This window comes from Streptomyces sp. CA-210063, from assembly GCF_024612015.1.
Taxonomy (GTDB): domain Bacteria; phylum Actinomycetota; class Actinomycetes; order Streptomycetales; family Streptomycetaceae; genus Streptomyces.
The window spans coordinates 8,752,198-8,767,416 of record NZ_CP102512.1; the positions used below are offsets into that span (position 1 = coordinate 8,752,198).

Below are 15,219 nucleotides of genomic sequence, written 5' to 3' on the forward strand. Positions count from 1 at the left end.
TACGCGTTAATGCGGTACTGAGCGATCGCCCCGGCGCGATAGGCTCGGGACACGACTTTTCGACGTTCAGGCATGTTCCAGGGAGCGGGTGCACACAGTGTCCGGTGGAGAGGTGGCCGGGATCCTGGTGGCCGTCTTCTGGGCGATCCTGGTCTCCTTCCTCGCCGTCGCGCTGGCGAGGCTGGCCCAGACGCTCAAGGCGACCACCAAGCTCGTCGCGGACGTGACCGACCAGGCCGTCCCCCTCCTCGCCGACGCGTCCACCGCCGTCCGCTCCGCGCAGACCCAGATCGAGCGGGTCGACGCCATCGCGTCCGACGTCCAGGAGGTCACGTCGAACGCCTCGGCGCTCTCCACGACCGTCGCGTCCACCTTCGGCGGCCCCCTCGTCAAGGTCGCCGCCTTCGGCTACGGCGTACGCCGGGCCATGGGCGGCCGCCGGGAGGGCGAGCCCGCCGAGGAGCGGCGTCGTACCGTGATCGTGGGACGCACCGTTCCGGGCACGCGCCGCAGCAGGCGCGACACCCGTGGAAAGAAGGACTGACCGAGCGATGTTCCGCCGTACGTTCTGGTTCACCACAGGTGTCGCCGCCGGAGTGTGGGCCACCACCAAGGTCAACCGCAAGCTCAAGCAGCTCACCCCCGAGCACCTCGCCACCCAGGCGGCGAACAAGGCGATCGAGGCGGGCCACAAGCTCAAGGACCGAGCGGTCGGTTTCGCGCTCGACGTCCGCGACAACATGGCCCAGCGGGAGGCCGAACTGGGCGAGGCCCTCGGCATCGAGGCCAACCCCGACCGGTACCCGGAGCTTCCCGCCCCGAGACACGTCGTCGCCATCGAGAACACCAACACCCCGAAGTACAGCAGGAATCCGAGGTACGTCGACAGCTCGTCGTACCCGTACAACCGGAATGAGGACCACTGATGGAGTCGGCTGAAATCCGCCGCCGCTGGTTGAGCTTCTTCGAGGAGCGCGGTCACACCGTCGTCCCTTCGGCGTCGCTCATCGCGGACGACCCGACTCTGCTCCTGGTCAACGCGGGCATGGTCCCCTTCAAGCCGTACTTCCTCGGTGAGGTCAAGCCCTCCTTCTCCCGCGCCACCAGCGTGCAGAAGTGCGTCCGCACGCCGGACATCGAAGAGGTCGGCAAGACCACCCGGCACGGCACGTTCTTCCAGATGTGCGGCAACTTCTCCTTCGGCGACTACTTCAAGGAAGGCGCCATCAAGTACGCCTGGGAGCTGCTCACCAGCCCCCAGGACAAGGGTGGTTACGGCCTGGAGCCGGAGAAGCTCTGGATCACCGTCTACAAGGACGACGACGAGGCCGAGCGCATCTGGCACGAGCAGATCGGCGTGCCCAAGGAGCGCATCCAGCGCCTCGGCAAGAAGGACAACTACTGGTCCATGGGCGTCCCCGGCCCGTGCGGCCCCTGTTCCGAGATCAACTACGACCGCGGCCCCGAGTTCGGCGTCGAGGGCGGCCCGGCCGTCAACGACGAGCGGTACGTGGAGATCTGGAACCTGGTCTTCATGCAGTACGAGCGCGGCGAGGGCACCTCGAAGGAGGACTTCGAGATCCTCGGTGAGCTGCCCAGCAAGAACATCGACACGGGCCTCGGCCTGGAGCGCCTCGCCATGATTCTGCAGGGCGTGCAGAACATGTACGAGATCGACACCTCCATGGCCGTGATCGGCAAGGCCACCGAGCTGACCGGTGTCCGTTACGGCGACGCCAAGGACTCCGACGTCTCCCTGCGCGTGGTCACCGACCACATCCGCACCGCCGTGATGCTCATCGGCGACGGCGTCACCCCCGGCAACGAGGGCCGTGGCTACGTCCTGCGCCGCATCATGCGCCGCGCCATCCGCAACATGCGGCTGCTGGGTGCCACCGGCCCGGTCGTGCAGGACCTCATCGACGTCGTGATCGAGATGATGGGCCAGCAGTACCCGGAGCTCATCACCGACCGCAGGCGCATCGAGACCGTGGCCCTCGCCGAGGAGAACGCCTTCCTCAAGACGCTGAAGGCCGGCACGAACATCCTCGACACGGCCATCACCGACACCAAGGCCACCGGCGGCAAGCAACTGCCCGGCGACAAGGCGTTCCTGCTCCACGACACCTGGGGCTTCCCGATCGACCTCACCCTGGAGATGGCCGCCGAGCAGGGCCTCTCCGTGGACGAGGACGGCTTCCGCCGCCTGATGAAGGAGCAGCGGGACAAGGCCAAGGCCGACGCCCGGTCCAAGAAGACCGGCCACGCCGACCTCGGGGCCTACCGCGAGATCGCCGACGCCGCCGGTGAGACCGAGTTCATCGGCTACTCGGACACCGAGGGCGAGTCGACGGTCGTCGGCATCCTCGTCGACGGTCTGTCCTCGCCCGCCGCCACCGAGGGCGACGAGGTCGAGATCGTCCTCGACCGCACCCCGTTCTACGCCGAGGGCGGCGGCCAGATCGGTGACACCGGCCGGATCAAGGTCGACTCCGGTGCCGTCATCGAGATCCGCGACTGCCAGAAGCCGGTCCCGGGTGTATACGTCCACAAGGGCGTCGTCCAGGTCGGCGAAGTGACCGTCGGCGCCAAGGCCCAGGCCTCGATCGACGGCCGTCGCCGCACGGCCATCGCCCGCGCCCACTCGGCCACGCACCTCACCCACCAGGCCCTGCGCGACGCCCTCGGCCCGACGGCCGCCCAGGCCGGTTCCGAGAACCAGCCCGGCCGCTTCCGCTTCGACTTCGGCTCCCCGTCCGCCGTTCCGACGGCCGTGATGACCGACGTCGAGCAGAAGATCAACGAGGTGCTCGCCCGCGACCTGGACGTGCACGCCGAGATCCTGAGCCTCGACGAGGCCAAGAAGCAGGGCGCCATCGCCGAGTTCGGCGAGAAGTACGGCGAGCGCGTCCGCGTCGTCACCATCGGCGACTTCTCCAAGGAGCTGTGCGGTGGCACGCACGTGCACAACACCGCCCAGCTCGGCCTGGTGAAGCTGCTCGGTGAGTCGTCCATCGGCTCCGGTGTACGCCGTATCGAGGCCCTCGTCGGCGTCGACGCCTACAACTTCCTCGCCCGTGAGCACACGGTCGTCGCCCAGCTCCAGGAACTGATCAAGGGCCGTCCGGAGGAGCTTCCGGAGAAGGTCTCCGCCATGCTCGGCAAGCTGAAGGACGCCGAGAAGGAGATCGAGAAGTTCCGCGCGGAGAAGGTGCTGCAGGCCGCCGCCGGTCTCGCCGAATCCGCCAAGGACGTCCGCGGCGTTGCTCTCGTGACCGGTCAGGTCCCGGACGGCACGACCGCCGACGACCTCCGCAAGCTGGTGCTCGACGTGCGTGGACGCATCCAGGGCGGACGGGCCGTCGTGGTCGCTCTGTTCACCACGGTGAACGGCAAGCCGCTGACGGTCATCGCCACCAACGAGGCCGCCCGCGAACGCGGCCTCAAGGCCGGCGATCTGGTCCGTACGGCCGCCAAGACGCTCGGCGGCGGCGGTGGCGGCAAGCCGGACGTCGCCCAGGGCGGTGGCCAGAACCCGGCCGCCATCGGCGAGGCCGTGGACGCGGTCGAGCGTCTGGTCACCGAGACGGCCAAGTGAGCACCACCGGTCACACGAGCGAAGACGACGGCCCGGTCATGCGCCGCGGCCGTCGGCTCGCGATCGACGTCGGGGACGCCCGCATCGGAGTGGCCTCCTGCGACCCCGACGGAATCCTCGCCACCCCGGTCGAAACCGTCCCCGGACGCGATGTCCCGGCCGCGCAACGCCGGTTGGGGCAGCTCGTCGAGGAGTACGAACCGATCGAGGTCGTCATCGGCCTCCCTCGCTCCCTCAAGGGGGGCGAGGGCCCGGCGGCGGTCAAGGTCCGGGGCTTCGCCGAGCAACTGGCCCGTATGATCGCGCCCGTTCCGGTCAGACTTCTCGACGAGAGGATGACCACAGTGACGGCCGGTCAAGGACTGCGTGCCTCGGGTGTGAAATCCAAAAAGGGCAGGTCGGTCATTGACCAGGCAGCAGCCGTGATCATCCTGCAACAGGCGCTGGAATCCGAACGGGTGTCAGGTAAAGCTCCCGGCGAAGGCGTCGAACTGGCCCACTGATCGCGATACGGTAACGTTCCGCGCGATGCGGTGGCCTTCGAACAGCCTCCGCACAAAAAGAGGCGGGGACGAAAGCCGAGCCACAAGCCCCGCGTGACCGCCGCCTCGCGGCTCTAGGGGATCGATGACTGAGTATGGCCGGGGCCCAGGCTCCGAACCGTGGCATCCGGACGACCCGTTGTACGGGGACGACGGATGGGACGGACAGCAGGCCCAGGCGGGTCAGCAGTCCCCCTACGGCGGCCAGCCGCAGCAGCACTACCCGGAGCAGCAGTACCAGCAGCAGTACGACAACGGCAACGGCGGCTGGGGCAACGGCCACCAGGACGCCTACGGCCAGGCGCAGCAGCAGTACCAGCAGGAGTACGGGGACCCCGGGCAGCAGTACCCCGGGCAGAACCAGCACCAGCAGCAGTACACCGGTCATGACCAGCAGCAGTACGACCAGGTCAACGGTGGCTGGAACAACGGAACGCACCAGCACACGCAGGGTGCTTACGCGGCCGACCCGGTCGACCCCTACGGGGGCCGGCCCATGGCGTACGGCGGCGGTCAGCCCGACTTCTACGGCACGCCCGACGCGTATCCGCCGCCGGAGCCGCCGTCGCGCCGCCGCGCGGAACCCGCACCCGAGCCCGACCCCGAGCCGCAGCCGGCCGCCGAGCGGACCGACTGGGACCCCGGGCCGGACCAGGGCGAGCACGCGTTCTTCGCGGGCGGCGGCGATGACGACGATGACGACGAGGCCGAGGAACGCGGCGGCCGGGGCGACCGGAAGAGCCGCGGCGGGAAATCCGGAAAGCCGGGCAAGGGCGGCAAGAAGCGCCGTAGCGGTTGTGCCTGCCTGGTGGTCGTCATGGTGTTCGGCGGCGGATTCGCAGGCGTCAGCTATTTCGGTTATCAGTTCTACCAGAGCCGTTTCGGCGAGGCTCCCGATTATTCGGGGGACGGTACGAACGAGACCGTGACGATCACCATCAAGAAGGGTGACTTCGGTTCGGTGATCGGGCAGAAACTGAAAGCGGCCGGGGTCGTCAAGAGCGTGGACGCCTTCACGGCTGCCCAGGCGCAGAATCCTGAGTCATCAGTTCAAGCGGGCGTCTATCTGCTCAAGAAAGAGATGTCCGCTGAAAGCGCTCTCGCCCTGATGCTCGATCCGAAGAGCCAGAACAACTTCACCGTTATCGAAGGCGAGCGCAACAACACGGTCTACGCCAAGATCGACAAAGAGTTGGGTCTCGAGAAGGGCACGACCGAGGAAGTCGCCGAGAAGGAGTGGGAGACCCTCGGTCTTCCCGACTGGGCGAACGACAACGACGACATCAAGGATCCGCTGGAAGGATTCCTCTATCCGTCCACCTATCCGGTCGCCAAGGGCATGAAGCCCAAGGCCGTCCTGAAGGAAATGGTCGACCTCGCCAAGGCGAAGTACGAGGAACTCGACCTGGAGGACAAGGCCGAGGATCTGAAGCTGGAAAATCCGCTTCAGGTGCTCACCGTGGCGAGCCTCGTCCAGGCCGAGGGGAAGTACAAGAAGGATTTCGAAAAGGTCGCCCGGGTCGTCTACAACCGGCTCGACACGAACAACACCGAGACCTACGGCCTGCTCGACTTCGACTCCACGGTGAATTACCTGCGTGGTGAATCCAAGCTGGCCACGGGTTCGGTGGACTCGCTGCGACAGATCGACGACCCGTACAACACGTACAAGATCAAGGGATTGCCGCCCGGGCCGATCGACAATCCGGGTGAGGTGGCCATCAAGGCGGCACTCAAGCCCGCCAAGGGTGACTGGTACTACTTCGTGTCGATCAACGAGGACGAGACGCTCTTCGCCGTGACCAACGAAGAGCACAACAGGAACCGTGAGAAGTACCAGGAAGCGCAGAACGGATAGATGAGCCGCACCGCCACCAAGCACCGGGCCGCCGTGCTCGGTTCACCGATCGCCCACTCGCTCTCGCCGGTCCTGCACAGGGCCGCGTACGCCGAACTCGGGCTCGCCGACTGGTCGTACGATCGCTTCGAGGTCGACGAAGAGGCGCTGCCCGGGTTCGTCGAGAAACTCGGACCGGAGTGGGCCGGGCTGTCGCTGACGATGCCGCTCAAGCGGGCGGTCATCCCGCTGCTGGACGAGATCAGCGAGACGGCGACCTCCGTGGAGGCGGTCAACACGCTGGTGTTCACCGAGGACGGGCGGCGGGTCGGCGACAACACCGACATCCCCGGGATGGTCGCCGCCCTGCGGGAGCGGGGGATCGAGCAGGTGGAGTCCGCCGCCATTCTCGGCGCCGGCGCCACCGCGTCGTCCGCGCTGGCCGCGCTCGCCCGGATCTGCACCGGCGAGGTCGTGGCGTACGTACGGAGTGGGGCACGGGCCGCCGAGATGCGGCAGTGGGGCGAGCGGCTGGATGTCGAGGTGCGTACGGAGGACTGGGCGGACGCCGAGCGGGGCCTGAGCGCTCCGCTGGTCATCGCGACGACACCGGCCGGGGCGACGGACGCGCTGTCCGGAGCCGTGCCGGAGCGGCCGACGACGCTGTTCGATGTGCTCTACGACCCGTGGCCGACGGAGCTGGCCGCGCGCTGGTCGGCGTACGGCGGTGCCGTGGTCAGTGGGCTTGATCTGCTGGTGCACCAGGCTGTGTTGCAGGTCGAACAGATGACCGGGTGCAAGACGGCTCCGGTGGGGGCGATGAGGCAGGCGGGAGAGCGGGCGCTGGCCGAGCGGGGCTGAGTGCCCTGTGTGTGGTGATGCTGTGAAGCGCTTGTACCAAGGGGTAACCAGCGGCGATCATCTCCGGGCGGCCCGGCGACGGAGGCGGGGCGTTGAACGGAGCCCCCTATGTCACGTCACTCCCGGCGCAGGTTTCTCACGTATCTGGTGGCCGCGCCCACTCTTGCCGTCGCGACCAAGATAGGTCTGGACGTCTATGAGCCCGGGACCGCCGACGCGGCGATTCCCACGCTGCCGGCGCCGGCGGATCTGGTGGACCTCGGTGATCTGCTGATCCTGGCCGGGGCGCCGACCGCGAACATGCTGGTGCTGAGCGTCGACGAGGAGGGCCTCGCCCACTTCCGGCTGCCGAGGGAGGAGGTCGGGCAGGGGCTCACCACGGCGGTGGCGATGCTGGTGGCGGAGGAGTTGGACACTCCGCTGGATCGGGTTCGTATTCAACTGGACGACGCGCGGCCCGAGTTGCTGTTCAACCAGCTCACCGGCAGCTCCAACTCCATCCGTTCGCTCTACGACCCGGTGCGCCGCACGGCCGCAGCCGCGCGCGCCCGCATGGTCGGCGCCGCAGCGAAACAATGGGGGCTCGGCGTAAGCGACTTGACGGTACGTCAGGGTGTCGTGGTCGCGCCGGACGGGCGTACCGCCTCCTACGGTTCGCTGTCGGCGGCCGCCGCCTCCCTCGACCTCAGCTCGCTCGTCGTCACGCCGAAGAAGGAGTCCGAGCACACCCTCGTCGGCACCCCCACCTCGCGTATCGACGCCCGCGCCCTGGTCACCGGCAAGCAGGCCTACACGCTCGACCTCGACGTGCCCGGGGCCAAGCCGTGCATGGTGCGTCGGCCGCCGACCATCAACGGCACGGTGAAGGCGGTGAACAACGAGGCCGCCGTACGGGCCATGCCGGGGGTGCTCGACGTGGTCACGATCGACACGGGTGTCGCCGTGGTCGCGGAAACGTTCGGGCAGGCGCTCGACGGCAAGGAGGCGCTGGACGTCACCTGGGGACCGGGGAGCGTCGACGCGCTGTCGGACGACGGCATCAAAGCCAGGCTGAAGGCGGCCACGCCGTCGCTGGACGTGCTCGGGCTGCTGGTGAAGAAGGTGGAGGGGGAGTTCGACTTCGCGTTCGCCAGTCACGCTCCGCTGGAGACCAACTCGGCCGTCGCGGATGTACGGGCGGACCGGGCCGAGGTCTGGTCCGGGCTGAAGTCGCCGATCGTCGCGCAGGCCGCCATCGCGAAGGCCGTCGGACTGCCCGTGTCCAAGGTCGACGTGCACGTGGTGCAGTCGGGCGGATCCTTCGGGCGGCGGCTGTTCTACGACGCGGCTCTGGAAGCCGCCGTCGTGTCGAAGAAGAGCGGGCGGCCCGTACGGCTGATGTGGTCGCGGATCGACGACATGCGGCACGGACGGATGCGGCCCGCGACCCACCACCGGGTCAGGGCGACCTACGCGGCCGGACAGGTGCTCACCTTCCAGCATCAGGTGGCGGCCGTGGAGACCGACTTCCGGCACGGGCTCGGGGACGCGATCACCGCCGCCGCGGCGAGTCTGCCGTCCGGCATCGGCAACGCGACCTTCGCGCAGACGCTGTTCCTGACCACGGTGAAGTCCCCGTACAACTTCGGTCTCACCACACAGACGCTCACCGAGGTGCCGATCACGATGCACACCGGGTCGTGGCGTTCGGTGTACTCGGCCAACGCACGCGGGGCCGAGGAGATCATCGTCGACGAGCTGGCGGCGAGGCTCGGCAAGGATTCCGTCACCTTCCGGCGCGAGTTCCTGAAGACCACCCGGCAGCGGGTCGTGCTCGACAAGGTCGCGGAGGAAGGGGACTGGGGGCGGAGTTTCCCGGACGGCTGGGCCCAGGGCGTCGCCTTCCACGACGAGTACAAGGCCTGCACGGCCTGTCTCGTCGAGATCGACGCCACCGATCCGAGGAAGCCCCGGGTGACGAAGGCGGTCATCGCGGCCGACGTGGGCCGGGTGATCAACCCGCGCGGCCTGGAGGCCCAGCTGCTCGGCGGGCTCACGGACGCCATCTCCACCACCCTGCGGGCCGGGCTCCACATCGACGAGGGGCTGCCGCTGGAGGGCAGCTACTCGCAGTTCCACTACGCCCGGCAGAAGGACTCCCCGAAGGACGTCAAGATCTTCGTCATCGAGGGGGCCGACGAACCCGGCGGCGCGGGCGAACTCGGCGTCCCGGCGGCCGTCGGCGCCGTCGCCAACGCCTACGCCCGGGCCACCGGCACCAGGCCGCGCAGCTTCCCCGTCAACTTCGACGTGGACTTCACGCCCTTCCCCCGCTGAGCCCGCAGTCCCCGCCGAGCCCCCTCGTACGATCCGCGCCCCGACCCGCGCCAGGCTCCAGGAGCACATCCATGCCGTCCCACACCTTCACCGTCAACGGCGAGACCGTCACCGTAGACGCCCCCGACGACCTGCCCCTGCTGTGGGCGCTGCGCGACCTGCTCGGCGTCCGAGGTCCCAAGTACGGCTGCGGCATCGACGTCTGCAAGGCCTGCACCAGCCACCTCGACGGCGAGGCGATCCGACCCTGTGTGGTGCCGGTCGCCGAGGCGGCCGGCCGAGAGGTCACGACGATCGAGGGGCTCGCCGACGGCGACGAGCTGCACCCCGTCCAGGAGGCCTGGCTGGAGCAGGACGTCGCCCAGTGCGGCTACTGCCAGCCGGGCCAGATCATGGCCGCCGTCGCTCTGCTCAAGCGCACCACGAACCCCACCGACGCCGACATCGACGAGATCGCGAACGTCTGCCGCTGCGGCACGTACTTCCGCATCCGCGAGGCGATCAAGAGCGCGGCGGCGAAGATGGCATGACTCCGCGGCGGGTACCGGGCCCGCGCCGTCCGCCTGATGGACCTGTGACCGGGGCCGGGCCCCGGACGTGGGAGGATCGGAGGTGGCGGGCCGGGGCCGCGCACCCGGTAACCGTCGCCGTACGCGAGGACGCGCGTACACCAAGGCAGTAGGCAGTACCAGGGCGCGAGCACTGAGGAGCACCGTTGAGCAGGTTGCGCTGGCTGACCGCGGGGGAGTCCCACGGTCCCGCACTTGTCGCGACGCTGGAGGGCCTTCCCGCCGGCGTGCCGATCACCACGGAGATGGTGGCGGACCACCTGGCCCGGCGGCGCCTGGGCTATGGACGCGGTGCCCGGATGAAGTTCGAGCGTGACGAGGTCACGTTCCTCGGTGGCGTGCGGCACGGGCTGACCATGGGCTCGCCGGTGGCGATCATGGTCGGGAACACCGAGTGGCCGAAGTGGGAACAGGTCATGGCGGCCGACCCGGTCGACCCGGAGATCCTCGCCGGTTTGGCCCGCAATGCCCCGCTGACCCGTCCGCGCCCCGGTCACGCCGACCTGGCGGGCATGCAGAAGTACGGCTTCGACGAGGCCCGGCCGATCCTGGAGCGGGCCTCCGCCCGTGAGACCGCCGCCCGCGTGGCCCTCGGTGCCGTCGCCCGGTCGTACCTGAAGGAGACGGCCGGGATCGAGATCGTCTCGCACGTCGTGGAACTGGCGGCCGCGAAGGCGCCGCAGGGCGTGTACCCGACGCCGGCCGACGTCGAGAAGCTGGACGCCGATCCCGTGCGCTGCCTGGACGCCGACGCCTCGAAGGCGATGGTCGCCGAGATCGACCAGGCCCACAAGGACGGCGACACCCTCGGCGGAGTCGTCGAGATCCTGGCGTACGGCGTGCCCGTGGGCCTCGGCTCGCATGTGCACTGGGACCGCAAGCTGGACGCCCGCCTCGCCGGCGCCCTGATGGGCATCCAGGCGATCAAGGGTGTCGAGATCGGTGACGGTTTCGAGCTGGCGCGGGTGCCGGGTTCGAAGGCGCACGACGAGATCGTAAACACCCCCGAAGGCATCCGGCGCGTCTCCGGCCGCTCCGGCGGTACCGAGGGCGGTCTGACGACGGGCGAGCTGCTGCGGGTGCGGGCGGCGATGAAGCCGATCGCGACCGTGCCGCGCGCGTTGCAGACCGTGGACGTGACCACCGGCGAGGCCGCGCAGGCGCACCACCAGCGCTCCGACGTCTCCGCGGTGCCGGCGGCGGGCATCGTCGCCGAGGCGATGGTGGCCCTGGTGCTGGCGGACGCGGTGGCGGAGAAGTTCGGCGGCGACAGCGTCACCGAGACGGCACGCAACGTCCGCTCCTACCTCGACCACCTCGCGATCCGATGAACCCGGTGCCTCTGGTCGTGCTCGTCGGCCCCATGGGCGTCGGCAAGTCCACCGTCGGACAGCTGCTCGCCGAGCGGCTCGGCGTCGCCTACCGCGACACCGACGACGACATCGTGGCCGAGCAGGGCCGCGCGATCGCGGAGATCTTCGTCGACGAGGGCGAGACCGCCTTCCGCGCCATCGAGAAGCGGGCCGTGCACGCGGCGCTGGCCGGCCACGACGGCGTCCTCGCCCTCGGCGGGGGAGCGATCCTCGACGCCGACACGCGCGGGCTGCTCGCCGGGCAGCGGGTCGTCTACCTCTCGATGGACGTCGAGGAGGCGGTCAAGCGCACCGGCCTCAACGCCGCCCGCCCGCTGCTGGCCGTCAACCCGCGCAAGCAGTGGCGGGAGCTGATGGAGGCCCGGCGGAACCTGTACGAGGAGGTCGCCACGGCCGTCGTGCCCACCGACGGCCGTACGCCCGAGGAAGTCACTCAAGCGGCTCTGGACGCACTGGAGTTGAAGGAAGCTTGACATTCTCCCCCATCTAAAGGCGGGGGATTCCAGCGGTCGCCCGCTGGGGTTCCTGCTTCACTGACGACCGCCCCGTCCGGGAGGACTCCCGTTGAGGTCTTACACCGTCTCCACAGGCAGATGCCGCCAGCCCGGCGGCCAGAACGTTGCGTGCCGCGTTCACGTCGCGGTCGTGCACGGTGCCGCACTCGCACGTCCACTCCCGGACATTCAGCGGCAGCTTCGCCTGGACCGTCCCGCAGACCCCGCACAGCTTCGAGCTGGGGAACCAGCGGTCGATCACGACGAGTTCGCGCCCGTACCAGGCGCACTTGTACTCCAGCATCATGCGGAGGTCCGTCCAGGCCGCGTCGGAGATGGCGCGTGCGAGTTTGCTGTTCTTCAGCAGGTTGCGGACGGTCAGGTCCTCGATCACGACCGTTTGGTTCTCACGGACGAGACGAGTGGAGAGTTTGTGGAGGAAGTCCCGGCGCCGGTCGCTGATCCGGGCGTGCACTTCGGCGACCTTGCGCCGGGCCTTTTCCCGGTTAGCGGAGTCCTTCGCCTTCCGCGACAGTTCCTTCTGCGCCTTGGCAAGGCGGGCGCGGTCACGGCGCTCGTGCCGGGGGTTGGTGATCTTTTCCCCGGTGGACAGGGTCAGCAGGGAGGTGATCCCGGCGTCCAGGCCGACCGCCGCGTCGGTGGCGGGGGCAGGGGCAGGGGCGATGGTGTCTTCGACCAGCATCGAGACGAATCAGCGGCCCGAGCTGTCGTGGGACACCGTCACCGTCGTGGGCTGCACACCCTCTGGGAGGGGGCGCGACCACCGGATGTCCAGGGGCTGCGTCATTTTGGCCAGAGTCAGCTTCCCGTCGCGCCAGGTGAAGGCGCTGCGGGTGTACTCGGCCGATGCGCGGGACTTCTTCCGGCTCTTGTAGCGGGGGTACTTGGCCCGCTTGGCGAAGAAGTTGCCGAACGCCGTCTGAAGATGGCGCAGCGTCTGCTGGAGCGGAACAGAGGACACCTCGGCCAGGAAGGCGAGTTCCTCGGTCTTCTTCCACTCCGTCAGAGCGGCGGACGACTGTACATAGGAGACGCGGCGCTGTTCGCTATACCACGCCCGCGTGCGCTCCTCCAGAGCTTTGTTGTATACGAGGCGGACACAGCCGAACGTGCGGGACAGCTCGGCTGCCTGCTCGTCCGTGGGGTAAAAGCGGTACTTGAACGCCCGCTTGACCTGCTGTGTCATGCCTCACATTCTATCAGTTCCCGTGTGAGTCAATGACGGCCCGTAATTGCCAGATGACGAACCGCCCCGACGGCGATTCGATTTTCCCCGCCCTCTTCCGCAGTAGACGTTTCCTCCCCGGTCTGAAGACCGGGGTATCCACGGAGGAATCTTGATGAGTGAGACAGTGACCCGTATCCAGGTCGGCGGTACGGCGGGTACCGAGCCGTACGAGGTCCTGGTGGGGCGTCAGCTCCTCGGCGAACTGGGTGGGTTGATCGGTAACCGGGCCAAGCGGGTCGCGGTGATCCATCCCGAGGCGCTGGAGGACACCGGCGAGGCGTTGCGTGCCGATCTGGCCGGGCAGGGTTTCGAGGCGGTGGCGATCCAGGTGCCGAACGCGGAGGAGGCCAAGACGGCCGAGGTCGCCGCGTACTGCTGGAAGGCGCTGGGCCAGTCCGGGTTCACCCGCACCGATGTCATCGTCGGTGTCGGTGGCGGGGCCACCACCGACCTCGCCGGATTCGTGGCGGCGACGTGGCTGCGTGGGGTGCGCTGGATCGCCATCCCCACCACCGTGCTGGCCATGGTGGACGCCGCCGTGGGCGGCAAGACCGGGATCAACACCGCCGAGGGCAAGAACCTGGTCGGCTCCTTCCATCCGCCGGCCGGGGTGCTGTGTGATCTGGCCGCGCTGGAGTCGCTGCCGGTCAACGACTACGTGTCCGGGCTGGCGGAGATCATCAAGGCCGGGTTCATCGCGGATCCGGTGATCCTGGACCTGATCGAGGCCGATCCGCAGGCCGCCCGCACGCCCGCGGGGGTGCACACCTCGGAGCTGATCGAGCGGTCGATCCGGGTCAAGGCCGAGGTGGTGTCGGGGGATCTGAAGGAGTCCGGGCGCCGGGAGATCCTCAACTACGGGCACACCCTGGCCCATGCGATCGAGAAGAACGAGCGCTATCAGTGGCGTCATGGTGCGGCGGTGTCCGTGGGGATGCACTTCGCCGCCGAACTGGGCCGTCTGGCGGGCCGGCTGGACGACGCGACCGCCGACCGTCACCGCACGGTCCTGGAATCGGTGGGGCTGCCGTTGCACTACCGCTACGACCAGTGGCCCAAGCTGCTGGAGACGATGAAGGTCGACAAGAAGTCCCGGGGCGATCTGCTGCGCTTCATCGTCCTGGACGGCCTGGCCAAGCCCACCGTCCTGGAAGGACCCGACCCCGCCGTCCTCCTCGCCGCCTACGGCGAAGTGGGCCAGTAACGCCCGCTCGGGCAGCTCTTGCCCGATTCGCCTTGTGGTCATGGCCACTTGGGCACTTCGGGCTGTCCCCGGCCGTTCACCAAACGGTGGCCGGGGACGGTACCGTTCGGTAAGGGCGGGGTCGAAAGGCCCCGCCTGCCAGTGTCGATGTGACTGTACGAGACGGAGTGGCACCGGATGCAGCACGCAGTGGGAGCTCCGCTGCCGCCGCCCCATCGGCCGGGGCAGGACCCGACGACCCCGTGGTCGCCGCCCGCGAACCAGCAGGGACACCCGGCCCCGCCTCACCCGGGACACCCGGGCGCGAGCCACCCGGTGCCCCCGGGCCCGCACCCGGGCCCTGTGCCGACGACCCCGCCCGCGCCCGTGGCCCCGCCCACACCGGCCGTGCCCCCCGGGTCCGTCCCTCCGCCCGCGCCCCCCGGCTCGGTGCCGCCGCCCGCGCCGGGCTTCGCCGGAGGCCCCGGGCATCCGCACACCTCCGCTCCGCACCAGAGCGGACTCCCGAGGGACACGACCGGACACGTGCAACTGCCGCCGGGCGGCCCCGTCACCATGCCGCCGCCCGCCACAGGCGCGCCGGATGTCACGACCACCACGCTCGCGGTCCTGCTCATCGGGCCCGCCGGGGCCGGCAAGACCAGCGTCGCCAAGTACTGGGCGGACCACCGCCGGGTGCCCACCGCGCACATCAGCCTGGACGACGTACGCGAATGGGTGCGCTCCGGCTTCGCGGACCCGCAGTCCGGCTGGAACGACAACTCCGAGGCGCAGTATCGTCTCGCCCGCCGCACCTGCGGCTTCGCGGCCCGCAACTTCCTGGCCAACGGCATCTCCTGCATCCTCGACGACGCCGTCTTCCCCGACCGCCCCGTCGTCGGCCTCGGCGGCTGGAAGCGACACGTCGGCCCCGGCCTGCTCCCCGTCGTCCTCCTGCCGGGCCTGGAGATAGTCCTCGAACGCAACGCGGAGCGCTCGGGCAACCGCCGCCTCACCGACGAAGAGGTCGCCCGTATCCACGGCCGCATGGCGGGCTGGTACGGCTCCGGCCTTCCGATCATCGACAACTCCCAGTTGGACGTACCGAGCACGGCACGCGTCCTGGACGAAGTCCTGGCACGGTCGATCGCGAGTCCGCCCAAGTGGTGAACACCGCACACTGAGCCGACCCGATAG

At 69.1% G+C, this 15,219-nt stretch carries 12 protein-coding genes and 1 pseudogene; 12 read left to right on the plus strand and 1 reads right to left on the minus strand.

Going from position 1 to position 15,219, the window contains the following annotated elements; genetic code table 11:
• Window positions 1-97 precede the first annotated feature (97 nt).
• From JIX56_RS38300 to JIX56_RS38345, 10 genes are all read left to right on the plus strand, one after another.
• On the plus strand, window positions 98-544 hold the full coding sequence (locus JIX56_RS38300) for a DUF948 domain-containing protein (protein WP_215457399.1): 447 nt from the start codon (window positions 98-100) through the stop codon (window positions 542-544).
• 7 nt (window positions 545-551) lie between these two features.
• A complete protein-coding gene (locus JIX56_RS38305) occupies window positions 552-926 on the plus strand; it encodes a hypothetical protein (protein ID WP_257547591.1) in 375 nt (124 codons plus the stop codon).
• Window positions 926-3,598, plus strand: a complete 2,673-nt coding sequence (alaS, locus tag JIX56_RS38310; RefSeq protein WP_257547593.1) for an alanine--tRNA ligase — start codon at window positions 926-928, stop codon at window positions 3,596-3,598. Before JIX56_RS38305 ends, alaS begins: the two co-directional genes overlap by 1 nt.
• 38 nt (window positions 3,599-3,636) lie before the next feature.
• Window positions 3,637-4,101 (plus strand): Holliday junction resolvase RuvX, encoded by a 465-nt coding sequence (ruvX, locus tag JIX56_RS38315; RefSeq protein ID WP_257551352.1) that lies wholly within the window; start codon window positions 3,637-3,639, stop codon window positions 4,099-4,101.
• Window positions 4,102-4,225: 124 nt separating this feature from the next.
• Complete coding sequence (gene mltG / locus JIX56_RS38320) at window positions 4,226-5,998, plus strand: endolytic transglycosylase MltG (RefSeq protein ID WP_257547595.1); 1,773 nt, start codon at window positions 4,226-4,228, stop codon at window positions 5,996-5,998.
• Complete coding sequence (locus JIX56_RS38325; protein WP_257547597.1) at window positions 5,999-6,838, plus strand: shikimate dehydrogenase; 840 nt, start codon at window positions 5,999-6,001, stop codon at window positions 6,836-6,838. It abuts the gene before it with no gap.
• Between the two features lie 108 nt (window positions 6,839-6,946).
• On the plus strand, window positions 6,947-9,154 hold the full coding sequence (locus JIX56_RS38330) for a xanthine dehydrogenase family protein molybdopterin-binding subunit (protein WP_257547599.1): 2,208 nt from the start codon (window positions 6,947-6,949) through the stop codon (window positions 9,152-9,154).
• 71 nt (window positions 9,155-9,225) lie between these two features.
• Window positions 9,226-9,684, plus strand: a complete 459-nt coding sequence (locus tag JIX56_RS38335) for a (2Fe-2S)-binding protein (protein ID WP_257547601.1) — start codon at window positions 9,226-9,228, stop codon at window positions 9,682-9,684.
• 185 nt (window positions 9,685-9,869) lie between these two features.
• Window positions 9,870-11,054 (plus strand): chorismate synthase, encoded by a 1,185-nt coding sequence (gene aroC, locus JIX56_RS38340; RefSeq protein ID WP_257547603.1) that lies wholly within the window; start codon window positions 9,870-9,872, stop codon window positions 11,052-11,054.
• Window positions 11,051-11,569, plus strand: coding sequence for a shikimate kinase (locus JIX56_RS38345; protein ID WP_257547605.1), 519 nt, complete (start codon window positions 11,051-11,053; stop codon window positions 11,567-11,569). The genes aroC and JIX56_RS38345 overlap by 4 nt, the downstream gene beginning before the upstream one ends.
• Window positions 11,570-11,582: 13 nt before the next feature.
• On the opposite strand, the pseudogene JIX56_RS38350 reads toward JIX56_RS38345, so the two are convergent.
• Window positions 11,583-12,797: pseudogene (locus tag JIX56_RS38350) on the minus strand (RNA-guided endonuclease InsQ/TnpB family protein).
• A 154-nt stretch (window positions 12,798-12,951) separates the two neighbouring features.
• Between JIX56_RS38350 and aroB the strand changes: the two are divergent.
• Together aroB and JIX56_RS38360 are read left to right on the plus strand one after the other, a co-directional pair.
• Window positions 12,952-14,043 (plus strand): 3-dehydroquinate synthase, encoded by a 1,092-nt coding sequence (gene aroB, locus JIX56_RS38355; RefSeq protein WP_257547607.1) that lies wholly within the window; start codon window positions 12,952-12,954, stop codon window positions 14,041-14,043.
• 177 nt (window positions 14,044-14,220) lie between these two features.
• Complete coding sequence (locus JIX56_RS38360) at window positions 14,221-15,192, plus strand: ATP-binding protein (RefSeq protein WP_257547609.1); 972 nt, start codon at window positions 14,221-14,223, stop codon at window positions 15,190-15,192.
• The last annotated feature ends 27 nt before the right edge of the window (window positions 15,193-15,219 follow it).

What these genes read in the sequence shown, in the direction of transcription:
- JIX56_RS38305 (WP_257547591.1), top strand. Translation starts at nt 552, where the DNA reads ATGTTCCGCCGTACGTTCTGGTTCACCACAGGTGTCGCCGCCGGAGTG.
- alaS (WP_257547593.1), top strand. Translation starts at nt 926, where the DNA reads ATGGAGTCGGCTGAAATCCGCCGCCGCTGGTTGAGCTTCTTCGAGGAG.
- ruvX (WP_257551352.1), top strand. Translation starts at nt 3,637, where the DNA reads ATGCGCCGCGGCCGTCGGCTCGCGATCGACGTCGGGGACGCCCGCATC.
- mltG (WP_257547595.1), top strand. Translation starts at nt 4,226, where the DNA reads ATGACTGAGTATGGCCGGGGCCCAGGCTCCGAACCGTGGCATCCGGAC.
- JIX56_RS38325 (WP_257547597.1), top strand. Translation starts at nt 5,999, where the DNA reads ATGAGCCGCACCGCCACCAAGCACCGGGCCGCCGTGCTCGGTTCACCG.
- JIX56_RS38330 (WP_257547599.1), top strand. Translation starts at nt 6,947, where the DNA reads ATGTCACGTCACTCCCGGCGCAGGTTTCTCACGTATCTGGTGGCCGCG.
- JIX56_RS38335 (WP_257547601.1), top strand. Translation starts at nt 9,226, where the DNA reads ATGCCGTCCCACACCTTCACCGTCAACGGCGAGACCGTCACCGTAGAC.
- JIX56_RS38345 (WP_257547605.1), top strand. Translation starts at nt 11,051, where the DNA reads ATGAACCCGGTGCCTCTGGTCGTGCTCGTCGGCCCCATGGGCGTCGGC.
- aroB (WP_257547607.1), top strand. Translation starts at nt 12,952, where the DNA reads ATGAGTGAGACAGTGACCCGTATCCAGGTCGGCGGTACGGCGGGTACC.
- JIX56_RS38360 (WP_257547609.1), top strand. Translation starts at nt 14,221, where the DNA reads ATGCAGCACGCAGTGGGAGCTCCGCTGCCGCCGCCCCATCGGCCGGGG.